This is a genomic window from Pseudomonas sp. A125, from assembly GCF_055409485.1.
In genome coordinates this window covers 55,358-73,466 of record NZ_JBUZVP010000025.1, presented here as the reverse complement: position 1 = coordinate 73,466, position 18,109 = coordinate 55,358, and the positions used below count along the sequence as shown (strand labels likewise).

17 protein-coding genes are annotated in these 18,109 nt (G+C 60.4%); 14 read left to right on the top strand and 3 right to left on the bottom strand.

Features of this window, described 5'->3' with window-relative positions; all coding sequences use genetic code 11:
• Positions 1-85: 85 nt before the first annotated feature.
• Both prlC and ACZRN6_RS27345 read left to right on the top strand, forming a co-directional pair.
• A complete protein-coding gene (gene prlC, locus ACZRN6_RS27350; RefSeq protein WP_464009281.1) occupies positions 86-2,137 on the top strand; it encodes an oligopeptidase A in 2,052 nt (683 codons plus the stop codon).
• Positions 2,134-2,406: a YheV family putative zinc ribbon protein gene (locus tag ACZRN6_RS27345; protein WP_322142634.1), complete on the top strand. Its 273-nt coding sequence runs from the start codon at positions 2,134-2,136 to the stop codon at positions 2,404-2,406. The genes prlC and ACZRN6_RS27345 overlap by 4 nt, the downstream gene beginning before the upstream one ends.
• A 27-nt stretch (positions 2,407-2,433) precedes the next feature.
• Here the strand turns inward: ACZRN6_RS27345 and ACZRN6_RS27340 are convergent, their stop codons facing one another.
• Positions 2,434-3,120, bottom strand: coding sequence for a dual specificity protein phosphatase family protein (locus ACZRN6_RS27340; RefSeq protein ID WP_464009280.1), 687 nt, complete (start codon positions 3,118-3,120; stop codon positions 2,434-2,436).
• A gap of 284 nt (positions 3,121-3,404) precedes the next feature.
• Between ACZRN6_RS27340 and ACZRN6_RS27335 the strand changes: the two genes are divergently transcribed.
• From ACZRN6_RS27335 to ACZRN6_RS27310, 6 genes are all read left to right on the top strand, one after another.
• On the top strand, positions 3,405-4,145 hold the full coding sequence (locus ACZRN6_RS27335) for a gluconate 2-dehydrogenase subunit 3 family protein (RefSeq protein WP_322142636.1): 741 nt from the start codon (positions 3,405-3,407) through the stop codon (positions 4,143-4,145).
• 2 nt (positions 4,146-4,147) lie between these two features.
• Positions 4,148-5,932, top strand: a complete 1,785-nt coding sequence (locus tag ACZRN6_RS27330) for a GMC family oxidoreductase (RefSeq protein WP_322142637.1) — start codon at positions 4,148-4,150, stop codon at positions 5,930-5,932.
• A 12-nt stretch (positions 5,933-5,944) separates the two neighbouring features.
• A complete protein-coding gene (locus ACZRN6_RS27325; protein ID WP_464009279.1) occupies positions 5,945-7,243 on the top strand; it encodes a c-type cytochrome in 1,299 nt (432 codons plus the stop codon).
• 81 nt (positions 7,244-7,324) lie between these two features.
• On the top strand, positions 7,325-8,383 hold the full coding sequence (locus tag ACZRN6_RS27320; RefSeq protein ID WP_322142639.1) for a PA0069 family radical SAM protein: 1,059 nt from the start codon (positions 7,325-7,327) through the stop codon (positions 8,381-8,383).
• A gap of 225 nt (positions 8,384-8,608) precedes the next feature.
• Entirely contained in the window at positions 8,609-9,340 is a 732-nt protein-coding gene (locus ACZRN6_RS27315) for a carbonic anhydrase (RefSeq protein ID WP_076013306.1), read from the top strand.
• 84 nt (positions 9,341-9,424) lie between these two features.
• Positions 9,425-10,966 carry a SulP family inorganic anion transporter gene (locus ACZRN6_RS27310; protein ID WP_322142640.1) on the top strand — a complete coding sequence of 514 codons (1,542 nt, stop codon included), beginning with the start codon at positions 9,425-9,427 and terminating at the stop codon, positions 10,964-10,966.
• A gap of 128 nt (positions 10,967-11,094) precedes the next feature.
• Here ACZRN6_RS27310 and ACZRN6_RS27305 read toward each other — a convergent pair whose 3' ends face one another.
• Positions 11,095-11,742, bottom strand: coding sequence for a hypothetical protein (locus ACZRN6_RS27305; protein WP_464009278.1), 648 nt, complete (start codon positions 11,740-11,742; stop codon positions 11,095-11,097).
• 368 nt (positions 11,743-12,110) lie between these two features.
• Here ACZRN6_RS27305 and coxB point away from each other — a divergent pair, with 368 nt between their 5' ends.
• The 4 genes from coxB to ACZRN6_RS27285 all read left to right on the top strand — a co-directional run bounded on the left by coxB (position 12,111) and on the right by ACZRN6_RS27285 (position 16,502).
• The gene (coxB, locus tag ACZRN6_RS27300) at positions 12,111-13,238 is read left to right on the top strand and encodes a cytochrome c oxidase subunit II (protein ID WP_322142642.1); all 1,128 of its coding nucleotides are present in this window, start codon (positions 12,111-12,113) and stop codon (positions 13,236-13,238) included.
• A gap of 58 nt (positions 13,239-13,296) precedes the next feature.
• Positions 13,297-14,886 carry a cytochrome c oxidase subunit I gene (gene ctaD / locus ACZRN6_RS27295; protein WP_088426070.1) on the top strand — a complete coding sequence of 530 codons (1,590 nt, stop codon included), beginning with the start codon at positions 13,297-13,299 and terminating at the stop codon, positions 14,884-14,886.
• A 141-nt stretch (positions 14,887-15,027) separates the two neighbouring features.
• Positions 15,028-15,579 carry a cytochrome c oxidase assembly protein gene (locus ACZRN6_RS27290; RefSeq protein WP_008439615.1) on the top strand — a complete coding sequence of 184 codons (552 nt, stop codon included), beginning with the start codon at positions 15,028-15,030 and terminating at the stop codon, positions 15,577-15,579.
• A 35-nt stretch (positions 15,580-15,614) separates the two neighbouring features.
• Positions 15,615-16,502, top strand: coding sequence for a cytochrome c oxidase subunit 3 (locus ACZRN6_RS27285; RefSeq protein WP_076013312.1), 888 nt, complete (start codon positions 15,615-15,617; stop codon positions 16,500-16,502).
• Positions 16,503-16,508: 6 nt separating this feature from the next.
• On the opposite strand, the gene ACZRN6_RS27280 is transcribed toward ACZRN6_RS27285, so the two are convergent.
• Complete coding sequence (locus tag ACZRN6_RS27280; RefSeq protein WP_010168612.1) at positions 16,509-16,712, bottom strand: twin transmembrane helix small protein; 204 nt, start codon at positions 16,710-16,712, stop codon at positions 16,509-16,511.
• 84 nt (positions 16,713-16,796) lie between these two features.
• On the opposite strand from ACZRN6_RS27280, the gene ACZRN6_RS27275 reads away from it, so the two are divergent.
• A complete protein-coding gene (locus ACZRN6_RS27275) occupies positions 16,797-17,537 on the top strand; it encodes an SURF1 family protein (RefSeq protein ID WP_464009277.1) in 741 nt (246 codons plus the stop codon).
• Positions 17,503-18,102, top strand: a complete 600-nt coding sequence (locus tag ACZRN6_RS27270; RefSeq protein WP_464009276.1) for a hypothetical protein — start codon at positions 17,503-17,505, stop codon at positions 18,100-18,102. Before ACZRN6_RS27275 ends, ACZRN6_RS27270 begins: the two co-directional genes overlap by 35 nt.
• Positions 18,103-18,109 lie beyond the last annotated feature (7 nt).

The following is an 18,109-nucleotide window of genomic DNA, read 5'->3' as shown; positions in this document are numbered from 1 at the left end:
CTGCTGATAGCTGCGGTGGGCGTTGATTGTAATTAAGATGGCCCCATCTTTGTTCTTACATGTTTCTTCAGCCAAGGTGCCAACCGTGAGCGCGAACAACCCGCTTCTGCAGTCCTACGACCTGCCGCCGTTCTCGGCGATCCGTGCCGAGCACGTGCAGCCGGCCATCGAACAGATCCTCGCCGACAACCGCGTCGCCATCGAAGGCATCCTGCAAAGCCAGGGTAAAAATCCGACCTGGGCCGGGCTGATCCTGGCCATGGACGAACTCAATGACCGCCTGGGCGCCGCCTGGAGCCCGGTCAGCCACCTGAATGCCGTGTGCAACAGCGCCGAACTGCGCGAAGCATACGAGGCGTGCTTGCCGGCACTGAGCGCCTATTCCACCGAAATGGGCCAGAACCGTGAGCTGTTCCAGGCCTTCGAAGCCTTGGCCAACAGCCCGGAAGCCGCCGGCTTCGACGTGGCGCAAAAAACTATTCTGGAACACTCGCTGCGCGACTTCCGCCTGTCGGGTATCGATTTGCCGCCGGAGCAGCAAAAACGCTATGCCGAAGTGCAGAGCAAGCTGTCGGAGTTGGGCAGCAAGTTCTCCAACCAATTGCTCGACGCCACCCAGGCCTGGACCAAGCACGTCACTGACGAAGCGACCCTCGCCGGCCTGACCGATTCGGCCAAGGCGCAAATGGCGGCCGCTGCCCAGGCCAAAGGCCTCGACGGCTGGCTGATCACCCTGGAGTTCCCGAGCTACTACGCGGTAATGACCTACGCCCACGACCGTGCCCTGCGTGAAGAAATCTACGCGGCCTACTGCACCCGTGCATCGGACCAGGGCCCGAATGCCGGCCAGAACGATAACGGCCCGGTCATGGAACAGATCCTCGACCTGCGTCAGGAGCTCGCGCAACTGTTGGGCTTCGCCTCGTTCTCCGAACTGAGCCTGGCCACCAAAATGGCCGAGTCCAGTGACCAGGTACTGAGCTTCCTGCGCGACCTGGCCAAGCGCAGCAAGCCGTTTGCCACCCAGGACCTGCAACAGCTCAAGGCCTATGCCGCCGAGCAAGGCTGCCCGGACCTGCAAAGCTGGGACAGCGGATTCTTCGGCGAAAAGCTGCGTGAACAACGCTACAGCGTGGCCCAGGAAGCCCTGCGCGCGTACTTCCCGATCGACAAGGTACTCAGCGGCTTGTTCGCCATTGTGCAGCGTCTGTACGGCATCGAAATCGCCGAGCAGAAAGGCTTCGACACCTGGCACCCGGACGTTCGCCTGTTTGAAATCAAGGAAAACGGCCAGCACGTCGGCCGCTTCTTCTTCGACCTGTATGCCCGCGCCAACAAGCGTGGCGGTGCCTGGATGGACGGCGCCCGCGACCGTCGCCGCACCATTGATGGCGTGCTGCAAAGCCCGGTGGCCAACCTGGTGTGCAACTTCACCCCGGCTGACAGCGGCAAGCCGGCCCTGCTGACCCACGATGAAGTGACTACGCTGTTCCACGAATTCGGCCACGGCCTGCATCACCTGTTGACCCGTGTTGAACACGCTGGCGTGTCCGGCATCAACGGCGTGGCCTGGGATGCGGTGGAGTTGCCGAGCCAGTTCATGGAGAACTGGTGCTGGGAGCCGGAAGGCCTGGCGCTGATTTCCGGTCACTACGAAACTGGTGAGCCGCTGCCTCAGGACCTGCTGCAAAAAATGCTCGCGGCGAAAAATTTCCAGTCCGGGCTGATGATGGTTCGCCAGCTGGAATTCTCGCTGTTCGACTTTGAGCTGCACGCCACCCACGGCGACGGTCGCAGTGTGTTGCAGGTGCTTGAAGGCGTGCGTGACGAGGTGTCGGTGATGCGCCCGCCCGCCTACAACCGCTTCCCCAATAGCTTCGCGCACATCTTCGCCGGCGGTTACGCGGCGGGTTACTACAGCTACAAGTGGGCGGAAGTGTTGTCGGCCGATGCCTTCTCCAAGTTCGAAGAAGACGGCGTACTCAACGCCGAGACGGGCCGGGCGTTCCGCGAGGCGATCCTGGCCCGTGGTGGCTCCCAGGCGCCGATGGTGCTGTTCGTCGACTTCCGCGGACGTGCGCCGTCGATTGACGCACTCTTGCGCCACAGCGGCCTGAGTGAGGACGCGGCAGCATGAGTGAGGGGCCTGTGAAAACCAAAAAACGCTTTATCGCCGGGGCGGTCTGCCCGGCGTGCAGCGAGCCGGACAAGTTGATGATGTGGAGCGAGAACGACGTGCCGCACCGCGAATGCGTGGCCTGCGGTTATTCCGACACGCTCAATGAGCAAGGTCTGTCAGTGCCCAAGGAATTGGGTACACGGGTAAATACCTCGGCGCTGAAAGCACCGGACCCCAAGGTACAAGCAGTGCAGTTCTTCCCTAATCCGAAGCTGAAAAAAGACTGACCACCCAGCGCTCCCTTAGCCGACGGCTCAGGGAGCGATGACCAGCGCTGTTTTTTCCTGGCCCGGGTCAATAGCGTTGTCAGCCGTATTCAGCCAGCTTTTCATCGAGCACAGTGCAAAAGCGCTGGTGCTGCATTCTCCGTTGGCCAGTGCAGTGCGCAACTTGTCGACATCAGCCTTCATCATGTAGCGAACGCCGTCCTTGAAGCCATTACTGGCGCCGAAGCCACCCAAGGTCATTTCGTTCAGCGCGTCTTCCTTGCTCCATCCCTGAATCACCACTCGGTACATCGCCGCCATCAGGCCTGTGCGGTCGGAACCGTGCTTGCAGTGCATCAGCACCGGGCCGTTGGCTTCGGCGTCCTGGATGGCACGCAACGCGGCGAGCACGTCGGCGTCGTCAACGTGGTTTGTGTGGTAAGACAATTGCACCTGGTTGATCGCGGGTGATTTCAGCCAGTCGGCGTCGGATTCCGGCAGAAAGTTGATCACCGTGCCGATCTTGAGTTGTTCAAGTACAGGCACAGCACTGCTGTCTGGCAGCGCGCTGCGGTAAAGCGTGGGCGTCATCTGGTACAGATTGTATTGGTTGCCCACCGGCTGGGCCCATTCCGGCGAGCGAATGGGCGTGAGTTCTTCGGCCTGGGTAGGGACGGTGGAGAACATCGCCATGAACACGAGGCCGAGGGCAGGCAGCAATTGATTCTTGAACATGTGCGATGTGACCGAATAGGTAAAGGGCCGATGAGCTCCAGATTCACCTACATGGGGTCAACGTCGTGTGAGGTACTCGTCAAAGAATCGTGAATAAGCCGGCTGCCAGTCTGTTTTTTCCCGCTGAATCGATTCTCCTGGATGCTTAGGCTGCTATCCTTTGTAACTATTGATTGCTGCTGTGTTCTATCTTTTTGGGTCCTTTGGATCCCATTTACCGCCAATACTATAAGTCGCTCCCAGAAGCGGCTGATAAATCCGTGACCACATGATGAGGTGCCACCATGTCTGATCAAGATCAAGACAACCCCCGGCGTGAGTTTTTGCGCAAATCCTTGACCTTGATCCCGGTGGTCACTGTCGCCAGCACGGGCCTGGGCGGTTCGATGCTGATGGCGGTTCCGGAGCCGGTTCAAGCCAGCCCCGAGAAAACGCCTGTCAGCGGCAAGGCCTACGAGCCGAGCTATTTCACTGCCGAGGAATGGGCCTTTATCAACGCAGCCGTTGCCCGCCTGATCCCGGCGGACGACCAGGGCCCAGGCGCTTTGGAAGCCGGCGCGCCGGAATACATCGACCGCCAGATGAACACGCCTTACGCAGCGGGCGCGCTGTGGTTCATGCAAGGCCCGTTCAATGCCGACGCGCCGCCTGAAATGGGCTGGCAGAGCAAATTGGTGCCCAAGGAAATCTATCGCCTGGGCATTGCTGCCACGGATGCCTGGTCGAAAGCGATGAACGGTAAGCTATTTGCCGAGCAAGACAGCGCTACCCAGGAAAAGTTGCTTCAGCGTCTGGAAGCCGGTGACGCACAGTTCGACAGCGTTCCGCCGAAGATTTTTTTCAATCTGTTGCTGCAAAACACCAAGGAAGGGTTCTTCTGCGACCCGGTCCACGGTGGCAACAAAGGCATGGTCGGCTGGACCATGATCGGCTTCCCCGGCGCCCGCGCCGATTTCATGGATTGGGTTGAACGCAACGAACAATACCCCTTCCCGGCTGTTTCGATCCGTGGCGAGAGGGCGTAAACGTGGCGACCATCATGAAGAAAGTGGATGCAGTGATCGTGGGCTTTGGCTGGACCGGAGCGATCATGGCCAAGGAGCTGACGGAAGCTGGCCTTAACGTGGTAGCGCTGGAGCGCGGCCCGATGCAGGACACCTACCCCGACGGCAACTATCCCCAGGTCATCGACGAACTGACCTACAGCGTGCGTAAAAAACTCTTCCAGGACATCTCCAAGGAAACCGTCACCATTCGCCATAGCGTGAATGATGTCGCCATGCCCAACCGTCAGCTCGGTGCCTTCCTGCCTGGCAACGGTGTGGGCGGTGCTGGTCTGCACTGGTCCGGGGTGCACTTTCGGGTAGACCCGATCGAGTTGCGCATGCGCAGCCATTACGAAGAGCGCTACGGGAAAAACTTCATTCCCAAGGACATGACTATTCAGGATTTCGGCGTCAGCTATGAAGAGCTGGAGCCGTTTTTCGACTATGCCGAGAAAGTCTTCGGGACCTCCGGGCAAGCCTGGACGGTGAAGGGTCAGTTGGTGGGCGAAGGCAAGGGTGGTAACCCTTATGCACCGGATCGCTCGAATCATTTTCCGTTGGAATCGCAGAAGAACACCGTCTCTGCACAGCTGTTCCAGAAGGCCGCCACCGCCGTGGGGTACAAGCCCTACAACCTGCCCTCCGCGAATACGTCGGGGCCGTACACCAACCCCTACGGCGCACAAATGGGCCCGTGCAACTTCTGCGGCTTCTGCAGCGGTTATGTCTGCTACATGTATTCCAAGGCTTCGCCGAACGTGAACATCCTGCCGGCATTGCGCCAGGAGCCCAAGTTCGAACTGCGGCCCAATTCCCACGTGCTGAAGGTCAACCTCGACAGCACCAAGCGCAAGGCCACCGGCGTGACGTATGTCGACGCCCAAGGGCGCGAATGCGAGCAGCCAGCGGACCTGGTGATCCTCGGTTCCTTCCAGTTCAACAACGTGCGCCTGATGCTGTTGTCGGGCATCGGCAAACCCTACGACCCGATCTCCGGCGAGGGCGTGGTGGGCCGCAACTTCGCCTACCAGAACATGGCTACGATCAAGGTGTTCTTCGACAAGGACGTGCACACCAACAATTTCATCGGTGCCGGCGGCAACGGCGTGGCGATCGATGACTTCAACGCCGACAATTTCGACCACGGGCCTCATGGTTTCGTGGGCGGTTCGCCGATGTGGGTCAACCAGGCGGGCAGCCGGCCGATTGCCGGCACCTCCAACCCACCGGGCACCCCGGCCTGGGGCAGCGCCTGGAAGCGCGCCACCGCCGACTATTACACCCACCAAGTGTCGATGGATGCCCACGGCGCTCATCAATCCTACCGTGGCAACTACCTCGACCTGGACCCGGTTTACCGCGATGCCTACGGCATGCCGCTGCTGCGCATGACCTTCGACTGGCAGGAAAACGACATCAAGATGAACCGCTTCATGGTCGACAAAATGAGCAAGGTTGCCGAAGCGATGAACCCCAAGGCCATCGCCTTGCTGGGCAAAAAGGTCGGCGAGCACTTCAATACCGCGGCTTACCAGACCACCCACCTCAACGGTGGCGCAATCATGGGCACCGACCCGAAAACCAGCGCCTTGAACCGCTACTTGCAGTGCTGGGACGTGCACAACGTATTTGTCCCTGGCGCTTCCGCGTTCCCACAAGGCTTGGGCTACAACCCTACGGGCCTGGTGGCGGCATTGACCTACTGGTCGGCGCGGGCGATTCGCGAGCAGTACCTGAAAAACCCCGGCCCATTGGTTCAGGCATAAGGAGCGATGACCATGAAAGCATTTGTTATTGCCTCCCTGGCCTTGATCAGCAGCTGTTCGGTGAGTGCGGCCGACACCGACCTGGTCAAGCAGGGTGAATACCTGGCGCGCGCCGGTGACTGCGTGGCCTGCCACACCGCCAAGGGTGGCAAGCCGTTCGCCGGTGGCCTGCCGATGGAAACGCCGATCGGCACTATTTACTCAACCAACATCACCCCGGATAAAACCGGCCTGGGGGACTACAGCTTCGAAGACTTCGACCAGGCCGTGCGCCATGGCGTCGCCAAGAACGGTAGTACCCTTTACCCGGCGATGCCCTACCCGTCTTACGCGCGTGTCAGCGAAAGCGACATGCAGGCGCTGTATGCGTACTTCATGAAGGGCGTGGAGCCGGTGGCGCAGGTGAACAAGGACAGCGATATTCCCTGGCCATTGAGCATGCGCTGGCCGCTGGCTGGCTGGCGCTGGATGTTCGCGCCCAAGGTCGAGGATTATCAGGCCCAGGCGGGCGCCGACCCGGTGATCAGCCGTGGTGCGTATCTGGTGGAAGGCCTCGGGCATTGCGGCGCCTGCCATACGCCACGGGCGCTGACCATGCAGGAAAAATCCCTGAGTGCGTCGGATGGCAGTGCTTTCCTGTCCGGCAGCGCACCGCTGGAAGGCTGGATTGCCAAGAGCCTGCGCGGTGACCACAAGGACGGCCTGGGCAGCTGGAGCGAAGAACAGTTGGTGCAATTCCTCAAGACCGGCCGCAGCGATCGCAGCGCAGTGTTTGGCGGCATGAGCGACGTTGTCGTCCACAGCATGCAGTACATGTCGCAACAGGACCTGACGGCTATCGCCCGTTACCTCAAGAGCCTGCCGGCGGTGGACCCCAAGGATCAGCCGCACCAGTACGACAAGCAGGTGGCCGACGCGCTGTGGAAGGGCGATGACAGCAAGCCCGGCGCCTCGGTGTACATCGACAACTGCGCAGCCTGCCACCGTACCGACGGCCATGGCTACACCCGAGTATTCCCGGCGCTGGCGGGCAACCCGGTGTTGCAGACGGCGGACGCCACCTCGTTGATCAACATCGTGTTGAACGGCGGTACGTTGCCGGCGACTCACACAGCGCCTTCGACCTTCACCATGCCGGCATTTGCCTGGCGGTTGTCGGATCAGGAAGTGGCGGATGTCGTCAGCTTCGTGCGGGGCAGTTGGGGCAACAAAGGTGCGCCGGTGAAAGCCAGTGACGTGGCGAACCTGCGCAAGAATGACATGCAGACCACCTCTGGCGATGACCTTGGCCAGGTGACCTCCAAGCATTAATTGGAGGTTGGCCGCCCAATGGCACTGGTCAGAAACCTTGCGCCTCTATACTGTATAAAAAAACAGTATAGAGGCGCTTTCATGTCTACTCCTCTGCCGCCTCGCGGGCGCGGCACGGCCACCAACCTGCACAACCGTTTTGCGCCCACCGTCAGCGTGGCGGAAGACGACGGTTGGTATCAGGAAGTGCCACAGACCCAGGGCACTGAAGTCCGTATCGAAACCGCGAAAACCATCATCACCCGCAACAGCTCGCCGGATATCCCGTTTGACCGGGCGATCAACCCGTATCGCGGCTGCGAGCATGGCTGTATCTACTGCTATGCGCGGCCCAGCCATGCCTATTGGGACTTGTCGCCGGGGCTGGATTTCGAAACCAAGCTGATCGCCAAGACCAACGCCGCCGACGTGCTGGAGCAACAACTGTCGAAACCGGGCTACACCTGCGCACCGATCAACCTGGGCTCCAATACCGACCCCTACCAGCCCATCGAGCGCGAGTACAAGATCACCCGCCAAACCCTCCAAGTGCTGCTGCGTTATCGCCACCCGGTAACCATCATTACCAAGGGCTCGCTGATCCTGCGCGACCTCGACCTGTTGACCGAGCTGGCGCAGCAGCGACTGGTGGCGGTGATGATCAGCCTTACCAGCCTGGACGACGAGCTTAAGCGCATCCTCGAACCTCGCACGGCTGCGCCCAAGGCCCGGTTGCGGGCGATTCGGGTGATGCGTGAGGCGGGGATCCCGGTAGGCGTGTTGTGTTCGCCGATGATTCCGATGATCAACGACAGCGAGCTGGAGAGCCTGCTGACCGAAGCCCATGCCGCGGGTGCACAAAGCGCGGCGTACATGATGCTGCGCCTGCCCCTGGAAGTGGCGCCGCTGTTTGAGGAATGGCTGGCGGCCCATTACCCGCAGCGGGCGGCCCATGTGATGAGCCTGGTGCGGCAGGTGCGTGGCGGTGAGGTCTATGACAGTCGCTTCGGGGTACGCATGCGCGGCGAAGGGCCGTTTGCCGATCTGTTGGCGCAACGTTTCGCCAAGGCGATCAAGCGATTGGGGCTCAACCGCCGGGAAGGGTTTAACCTGGACTGCACGGCGTTTTGCCCGCCGGGCAGGCAGATGGCATTGTTGTAGACTGTTGGGTAAAACTCACTGTCTTGTAGGAATAGTCGCGTTTTGATATCAATGAAAGCCCCGATCTAGAGCGGTTCATTCAGTTTGAGTTAAGTTTCGGCGGGTACCTTGTTTATCGAGTGACTAATGAGTCGGATTCGCACCTTCCAGGTTTCTCCAACTATTCCAATGGTGCGACGCTGGACGAAACGCAAAGCTCCCCTACTCCAACCAAGAGGATGAATCATGAGTGACAAGGATAAACAGCCGTTGGCTGCGTCGGCTTCAGCCCCTCACGAGGCGGAGTCCGCCGATGCAGCGCTGCAGCACATCGTTGAAGGCTTTTTGCATTTCCACAACGAGATCTTTCCTCAGCAGGAAGAACTCTTCAAAAAACTCGCCACGGCCCAGAGCCCACGGGCGATGTTCATTACCTGCGCCGACTCGCGCATCGTTCCCGAACTGATCACCCAAAGCTCCCCGGGGGATTTGTTCGTGACCCGTAACGTCGGCAACGTCGTACCGCCTTATGGGCAGATGAACGGCGGTGTTTCCACGGCCATCGAGTACGCGGTACTGGCCCTGGGCGTGCAGCACATCATCATTTGCGGCCACTCCGACTGCGGCGCCATGCGCGCGGTGCTCAACCCCCAAAGCCTGGAAAAAATGCCCACGGTAAAGGCCTGGCTGCGCCACGCCGAGGTCGCCAAGACCATGGTCCAGGACAACTGCGACTGCGCCAACGAACACGAAAGCATGCATGTGCTGACCGAAGAAAACGTGATCGCCCAGCTGCAGCACCTGCGCACGCACCCGTCGGTGGCCTCGCGCATGGCCAACGGGCATTTGTTTATCCATGGCTGGGTCTATGACATCGAGACCAGCGAAATCAGGGCATACGATGCGGATCAGGCAGCGTTCCTGCCATTGAACGGTACTCAACCGATCCCCTCCGCGACGCCTAAAGCGCGCTTCTAAAACATCCCCTGTCGGGTAACGCGATGGCTGCCATTCGAGCAGCCAGGCCTTGCCACGCCCGGCGAATGCCTCGGGAGAGTCATCATGCGTGCTGCTCAATTAAAAGCTGTACTGCCGCGGGAGCTGTTGGCCTCCGTGGTTGTGTTTCTGGTCGCCCTGCCGCTGTGCATGGGGATCGCCATCGCATCAGGGATGCCGCCGGCCAAAGGCCTGATCACCGGGATCATCGGTGGGCTGGTAGTGGGTTGGTTGGCGGGGTCGCCGCTGCAAGTCAGCGGCCCGGCTGCCGGGTTGGCGGTGTTGGTGTTCGAACTGGTGCGTCAGCATGGCATGGCCATGCTCGGGCCGATCCTGTTGCTGGCGGGCTTCCTGCAACTGGTGGCCGGGCGCCTGCGGCTGGGTTGCTGGTTTCGCGTGACCGCGCCTGCAGTGGTGTACGGGATGCTGGCGGGGATCGGTGTGCTGATTGTCCTGTCGCAAGTGCATGTGATGCTCGACGGCGTGCCAAAACCTTCGGGGCTGGATAACCTCGCCGGGTTTCCGGCAGCGTTGGTCCAAGCGATTCCTTCCCTCGGCGGCGGGCTTGGCTGGCAGGCCGGTTTGCTCGGGTTGGCGACGATTCTGGTGATGTGGCTGTGGGACAAGTTCCGTCCGCAAAAGCTGCGCTTCGTGCCCGGCGCCCTGCTCGGCGTGGGCTTGGCGACCGTCACCAGCCTGGTGCTGGCGTTGCAGGTCAAGCGTGTAGAGGTGCCGGAAAACCTGGCGGATGCCATCGACTGGCTGCGCCCCAGCGACTTACTCAACCTCGCGGATCCCAATCTATTGATCGCGGCCTTTGCGGTGGCGTTTATCGCCAGTGCTGAAACCCTGCTGTCGGCGGCGGCAGTTGACCGTATGCACAGTGGCCAGCGTTCCGATTTCGACAAGGAATTGTCGGCGCAGGGCGTGGGCAACATGTTGTGTGGCCTGGTCGGCGCCTTGCCGATGACGGGTGTGATCGTGCGCAGTTCGGCCAACGTCCAGGCTGGCGCTACCACGCGTTTGTCGGCGATGTTTCACGGCTTGTGGCTGCTGGCGTTCGTATTGCTGCTGTCCAGCGTGCTGCAAAGCATTCCGGTGGCGAGCCTGGCGGGCGTGCTGGTGTACACCGGGATCAAGCTGGTGGACATGAAGGCGTTTCGTGGCCTGGCGCGTTATGGGCGAATGCCGATGTTTACCTACGCGGCGACGGCCCTGGCAATCATCCTTACCGACTTGCTGACGGGTGTGTTGGTGGGCTTCGGATTGACGCTGGTGAAGCTGGCGTTCAAGGCTTCACGCTTGAAAATAAGCCTGATCGACCTGCCGCAGGACGGCGAGATGGAGTTGCGATTGACCGGGGCGGGGACCTTTCTCAAGGTGCCGGCATTGACCCAGGTGCTGTCGACGGTACCCGCCGGGACCACCTTGCACGTGCCGCTCAGTAACCTGAGTTACATCGACCACTCCTGCCTTGAATTGCTGGAGGAATGGGGGCGCGCCAATGCGGCCAAGGGCTCGAAGCTGATGATCGAGGCGCGGGGGTTAAAGCGCAGGTTGGAAGGACGGGTGCGGACGACCACCGGGATTGGTTCAGCTGCCGTGTGAACTATATATAACCCTGTGGGAGCCGGGCTTGCCCGCGATGGCGATAGATCAGTCAAAAATATATTGGCTGATACACCGGCATCGCGGGCAAGCTCGCTCTCACATTTGATTTATGCAGGTCGGGAAATTTAAGCCGGCTGGTCCAGCTCAAGCCCCACGCCCAATTGCCGCGACAGGCACGGCCAGCGCTTCCACGCGGCTTCCGTGTGCGGGCTCTTGAGCTTGTCGCGGTACGCCTCGACCGACTCCAGTGCAAAGCTTTCTTCGTTGAGCATCTCATCCACCGCGTGGTGCACCGCTTCATCCAGTTGATTGGCAAACGTCTCGCCGATCAATTGGTGAGCAATCACGTTCGCCACGGTGGTATCCAGCGGAATCAACGGCTGGCCGAAATGCTTGATGTACAGGTCGTTGACCTCTTCCACCAGGCGATGCGCCAGGTAAGCCTCGTCCAGCAAACCGTCCAGGCCTTCATGCCCGGCCAGGATCGCTGGCGGCTGCAGGAAGAAATGCTCGGCGATTTTCAGCACCGGCTTGATCTGGCTTTCAATACCGGCTTCGCGGGCGACATCGTTGGCCGCATCCAGCAAATCCGGGACCTGGTCGATGTAGGCGCTGACAAAACGCGTCATCACGCCCTTGGCGTCGACATCCGGCAGGGAAATCGCCGGGTGCAGGTGCGGTAACTGGACTTCCAGCTGTTGAGCAAGCTGGCCAGTGCTGGATTCGTGTTGATGTGCACGGGAAATCTGCTCGCGCAATGCGGCGGTGTTCATGAAAGCTCCAGTGATGCAGGCGTAGGAAATAGGGAGAGCATAAGGTAGCTCGTTTATACGAGAGCCTAAGACGCATTTGTCATAATTATTTCATGGTTATGCGCTGGCGTTATATCAAATCGCCATCGTTCGTCGGATAACACGCGCCATCGGTCCTGTTGTGTGGTCCGTTTCTTCATTTTCGTTCATTTGCCCGATCACATTGCGGGGTGGCGGTCGCTGTCTATACTCGATTTTGTACGCAATTAGCTGATGACGCCCGACTGCATGAGCAGGCAAGGCTTAGCGGTTGTAAGCAGTATGGAAGCCGCTCCCTTGGCCGCAGGTGCAAACCGGCGGGATAACAAGAACGATAAGGGGAACCCGCAATGACGCGACATCCACATGTTTGGATGGGCCTACTGTTGTGGTCAGTATTCGGCCAGGCGCACGCCGCCTGGACAACGAATATGGCGCCAGGGGCCACTGAAGTCAGCCACGCCGTGTTTGACCTGCACATGACCATTTTCTGGATCTGTGTGGCGATTGGCATCGTCGTGTTTGGCGCGATGTTCTGGTCGATGATCGTTCACCGGCGCTCCACGGGCCAGGTGGCAGCCAAATTCCACGAAAGCACGACGGTAGAGATTCTCTGGACCGTGGTGCCCTTGCTGATCCTGGTGGCCATGGCCATTCCGGCCACCAAGACACTGATCAACATCTACGACAGCACCGAGTCGGATATCGATATCCAGGTCACCGGCTACCAGTGGAAGTGGCATTACAAATACCTGGGCCAGGACGTCGAGTTCTTCAGCAACCTGGCCACGCCTGCCGAGCAGATCCATAACCAGGCCGTCAAAGGCGAGCATTACCTGTTGGAAGTCGACCAGCCGCTGGTGCTGCCGGTGGGCGCCAAGGTGCGTTTCCTGGTGACCGCCGCCGACGTGATCCACTCCTGGTGGGTGCCGGCGTTTGCGGTGAAGCGTGATGCGATTCCCGGTTTTGTCAACGAGGCCTGGACCCGGGTCGAGAAGCCCGGCATCTACCGTGGCCAGTGCGCCGAACTGTGCGGCAAGGACCACGGCTTCATGCCGATCGTGGTGGAGGTCAAGTCCAAGGCCGACTACGACACCTGGCTCGGCGAGCGCAAGGCAGAAGCCGCCAAGCTCAAGGAATTGACCTCCAAGGAATGGACCCTGGATGAGCTGGTGGCCCGTGGCGACAAGATCTACCACACCACTTGCGTGGCCTGTCACCAGGCTGAAGGCCAGGGCTTGCCGCCGATGTTCCCGGCGCTCAAAGGCTCGCCGATTGCTACCGGGCCCAAGGAAGACCACTTGCACCGCGTGTACTTCGGCAAGCCCGGCACCGCCATGGCGGCGTTCGGCAAGCAACTGTCGGAAGTCGATATTGCGGCGGTCGTGACCTACGAACGTAACGCCTGGGGCAACAACAAAGGCGACATGGTCACTCCTAAAGATGTGCTGGCTTTGAAACAGGCGCAAAGCAAATGACTTCCTTCATTGCGTATTCCCTGAACCGTCCCGCCCACTCGTTCGCAGGAGAAAAGCCATGAGCGCAGTGATCGATGACCACGGTCATGCCGGTGACCACGCCCACGGCCCCGCCAAGGGCTTGATGCGCTGGGTGCTGACCACCAACCACAAAGACATCGGGACCATGTACCTGTGGTTCAGCTTCGCGATGTTCCTGCTCGGCGGCTCGTTCGCCATGGTGATCCGCGCCGAGCTGTTCCAGCCGGGCCTGCAGATCGTGGAGCCGGCGTTCTTTAACCAGATGACCACCATGCACGGCCTGGTAATGGTGTTCGGTGCGGTGATGCCGGCGTTTGTCGGCCTGGCCAACTGGATGATCCCGTTGATGATCGGCGCGCCCGACATGGCCTTGCCGCGCATGAACAACTTCAGCTTCTGGCTGCTGCCGGCGGCGTTCCTGATGCTGGTTTCCACCCTGTTCATGCCCGGCGGCGGGCCGAACTTCGGCTGGACCTTCTACGCCCCACTCTCGACCACCTACGCGCCGGAAAGCGTGACGTTCTTCATCTTCGCCATCCACTTGATGGGCATCAGTTCGATCATGGGCGCGATCAACGTGATCGCCACCATCCTGAACTTGCGCGCTCCCGGCATGACGTTGATGAAAATGCCGCTGTTCGTCTGGACCTGGCTGATCACTGCGTTCCTGTTGATCGCGGTAATGCCGGTGCTGGCGGGTTGCGTGACCATGATGCTGATGGACATCCACTTCGGCACCAGCTTCTTCAGTGCCGCAGGTGGTGGTGACCCGGTGTTGTTCCAGCATGTGTTCTGGTTCTTCGGGCACCCTGAGGTGTACATCATGATCCTGCCGGCCTTCGGCGCCGTCAGTTCCATCATCCCGACCTTCTCGCGCAAGCCGCTGTTCGGCTACACCTCGATGGTGTACGCCACGGCGAGCATCGCGTTCCTGTCGTTCATCGTGTGGGCGCACCACATGTTTGTGGTGGGCATACCGCTGGTGGGCGAGCTGTTCTTCATGTACGCCACGCTGCTGATCGCGGTGCCCACGGGCGTGAAAGTGTTCAACTGGGTCAGCACCATGTGGCAAGGCTCGCTGACCTTCGAGACGCCGATGCTGTTCGCGGTGGCCTTCGTGATTCTGTTCACCATCGGCGGTTTCTCCGGGTTGATGCTGGCCATCGCCCCGGCGGACTTCCAGTACCACGACACCTACTTTGTGGTGGCGCATTTCCATTACGTACTGGTGCCTGGCGCGATCTTCGGGATCTTCGCCTCGGCCTACTACTGGCTGCCGAAATGGACCGGCCACATGTACGACGAAACCTTGGGCAAGCTGCACTTCTGGTTGTCGTTCGTGGGGATGAACATGGCGTTCTTCCCGATGCACTTTGTAGGACTTGCTGGCATGCCGCGTCGGGTGCCGGACTACAACCTGCAGTTCGCCGACTTCAACATGGTCTCCTCCATCGGTGCCTTCACTTTTGGCGCGACGCAGATCTTCTTCCTGTTCATCGTCATCAAGTGCATCCGTGGCGGCCCGCCTGCGCCGGCCAAGCCGTGGGATGGCGCCGAAGGGCTGGAGTGGAGCATCCCTTCGCCTGCGCCGTACCACACATTCACCACGCCGCCGGAGGTCAAATGAACACCTCCCTATCCTGTGGGAGCTGGCTTGCCTGCGATGACATCACCTCGGTGTACCTGAAAGACCGAGTTGCCAGCATCGCAGGCAAGCCAGCTCCCACAGAAAGGCCATTCACAGAACATTCATTCGCAGGTGGCCGCCATGCTTGAGTCCGTGCCTATCAAGCGCCTGGTCACGCGGCTGCTGATCCTGGTGGTGGCAATGTTCGCTTTTGGCTTTGCCCTGGTGCCGATCTACGACGTGATGTGCAAGGCGTTCGGCATCAACGGCAAGACCGCCGGGCAGTACGAAGGCGAGCAGGTGGTGGACCCGACGCGGCAGGTGCGCGTGCAGTTCCTGTCCACCAATGCCATCGACATGGTCTGGGAGTTCCATTCCAAGGCCGACGAGGTGGTGGTCAACCCTGGCGCGGTCACCGAGATGCTGTTCGTGGCCTACAACCCCACCGACAAACCGATGACCGCCCAGGCGGTGCCGAGTATTTCGCCTGCCGAGGCGGCGATGTACTTCCACAAGACCGAGTGTTTTTGCTTCACCCAGCAAGTGCTGCAGCCAGGTCAGCGCATAGAGATGCCGGTGCGCTTCATTGTCGACCGCGACATGCCCAAGGATGTGAAGCATTTGACCCTGGCGTACACGCTGTTCGATATCACCGCGCGCCAACCGCCCGTGGCTGTCCATACCGGCGGCTAGGCGTTGCTTGCGGGCTCGATTAGGAGAACGAATACATGTCGACTCATGATACGTACTACGTACCGGCGCAAAGCAAATGGCCAATAATTGCCACGCTGGGCATGCTGATTACGGTGTTCGGGCTGGCTACCTGGTTCAACGACCTGAAGGCGGCACGCCCGGAATCCCACGGCCCGCTGATCTTTTTTGTCGGCGGCCTGCTGCTGGCCTACATGATGTTTGGCTGGTTCGGCGCGGTGATCAAGGAGAGCCGCGCCGGGTTGTACAGTTCGCAGATGGACCGCTCGTTTCGCTGGGGCATGACCTGGTTCATCTTTTCCGAGGTGATGTTCTTCATCGCGTTTTTTGGCGCGCTGTTTTATGTGCGGCACATGTCGGCGCCGTGGCTGGCGGGCGAAGGCTCAAAAGGCGTTGCCCACATGCTGTGGCCGAACTTCGAATTTGCCTGGCCGCTGCTGAACAATCCTGACCCAAAACTGTTTCCGGCGCCCAAGGGCACCATCAGCCCGTGGGGCTTGCCGCTGATCAACACGATCTTGCTGGTCAGCTCCAGCGTGACCATCACCATTGCTCACCATGCCCTGCGCAAAGGCCATCGCGGCGCGCTGAAGATCTGGCTGGCGATCACGGTGTTGCTGGGTTGGGCATTTCTCGGGTTCCAGGCTGAGGAATATATCCACGCCTATAAAGAGCTGGGCCTGACACTCGGTTCCGGCGTGTATGGCGCGACCTTCTTCATGCTCACGGGTTTTCACGGCGCCCACGTGACCATCGGCACGATCATTTTGTTTGTGATGCTGATGCGCATCCTGAAGGGGCATTTCAATGACGAGCACCAGTTCGGCTTCGAAGCAGCCAGTTGGTATTGGCACTTTGTGGACGTGGTGTGGATCGGGCTGTTTTTCTTCGTTTACGTGCTTTGAGGTGTTTCACCACGGCGCATGAGACACCAGCTGGCCGCTGAAGAACCCCCAGGTGATCAACCCGAGGGTGATCACGGCCAGCACCACACGCACGGTCAAGGCAGTGACGAGGCGGTTGGAGTTGCCCTCGTCCTTGACCAGGAAGAACAAGCCACTGAACAGGCTCACGACGGTAGCAATCAGCATCAGGGCAATGGCTGCTTTGAGCATGGTGGGCTCCGGGGCTCTTTTTTGGAGGGGGCGAGCAATGAGATTCAGTATAGCCAGCGCAGCACCGACTTCTGCGGCAATGCCATGAAACCCTTTCGCCCCGGTATTGCGCCGACGCTGGTGGTGCTCGTGCTGCTGCCGTTGCTGGTGTTTCTCGGCTTTTGGCAGCTGTCACGCGGCCACGAAAAACAGGCGCTGCTGGACACTTACGCCGAACGCCGCGCTGCCGAGCCCATGAGCAGTACGCAATTACAGGCCAGCGAAGATCCGGCGTTCCGTCGTGTGCATTTGCGCGGGCAGTTCGATGCCGAGCACAGCGTGCTGCTGGATAACCGCTTTCGTGACGCCAAGGTGGGTGTGGAGCTGTTGCAGCCTTTCCATGATCAGGCCAGCGGCCAGTGGCTGTTGCTCAATCGTGGCTGGCTGCCCTGGCCGGACCGGCGCACACCGCCGGTTTTCAACACGCCTGAACAACTGCTGAATCTCGACGCCTGGGTCTATGTGGCGCCCGGCGAGACCTTCCAGCTGCATGCCGATCCGGCGGGCGCACAGTGGCCACGATTGCTGACCGCGCTGCATCCCGATGCGTTGTGGACCGAGTTGGGCCGCAGCGGCTTCGCCTATGAAGTGCGGGCCGAGGCAGGCCTTGGCACTTACGAAACCAACTGGCCCGTGGTCGCCATGGGCCCGGAAAAACACCTGGGCTATGCCGTGCAGTGGTTTGCCATGGCGCTGGCGCTGTTCGGTCTTTATCTCTACCTCGGATGGCACAACACAAAGGAGAAGCGCCATGGGAGCGGCCATGAATCCACTCAACATGTCTGACGCGCCGGCAGCGCCCAACCGGCGCAAGGGCCGCTGGCAATTGGTCCTGATCCTGCTGATGGTGATCGGCCCGATGGTGCTCGCCACCTTCATGTACAAGCTGCAGTTCTGGGTGCCGGACAGTCGCAGCTACCACGGCGAGATGATCGGCAACGGCCAGACCCGCGCCGACATTGGCGTGCAGGCCGACGAGGATCGCTGGCAACTGTTGGTCACCGCGCCGACTGCCTGCGCCGCTGACTGCCAGCAATTGGTTTACCTGGCTCGCCAGCTGCAAATCGGCCTGGGCCGTGATGCCTCCCGCGCCAGCCACGCCCTGGCCAGCGCGCAGCCGGTAAGCACTGACTACGACGCCAAGCTCAAGGCCCAATACCCGCAACTGCAGCGCTATTCCCTGGACCTTTCGACCTTCAACAAAGGCGCCGCCGCCCAAGGCAGCGGCGATGCCCAGCTGTGGATTGTCGACCCCCACGGCAACCTGGTGTTGCGCTACGACGCCCGGGTCAAGGGCAAGGACCTGCTTAACGACCTGCGCCTGCTGCTGAAACTGTCGAACATCGGATAAGGACACG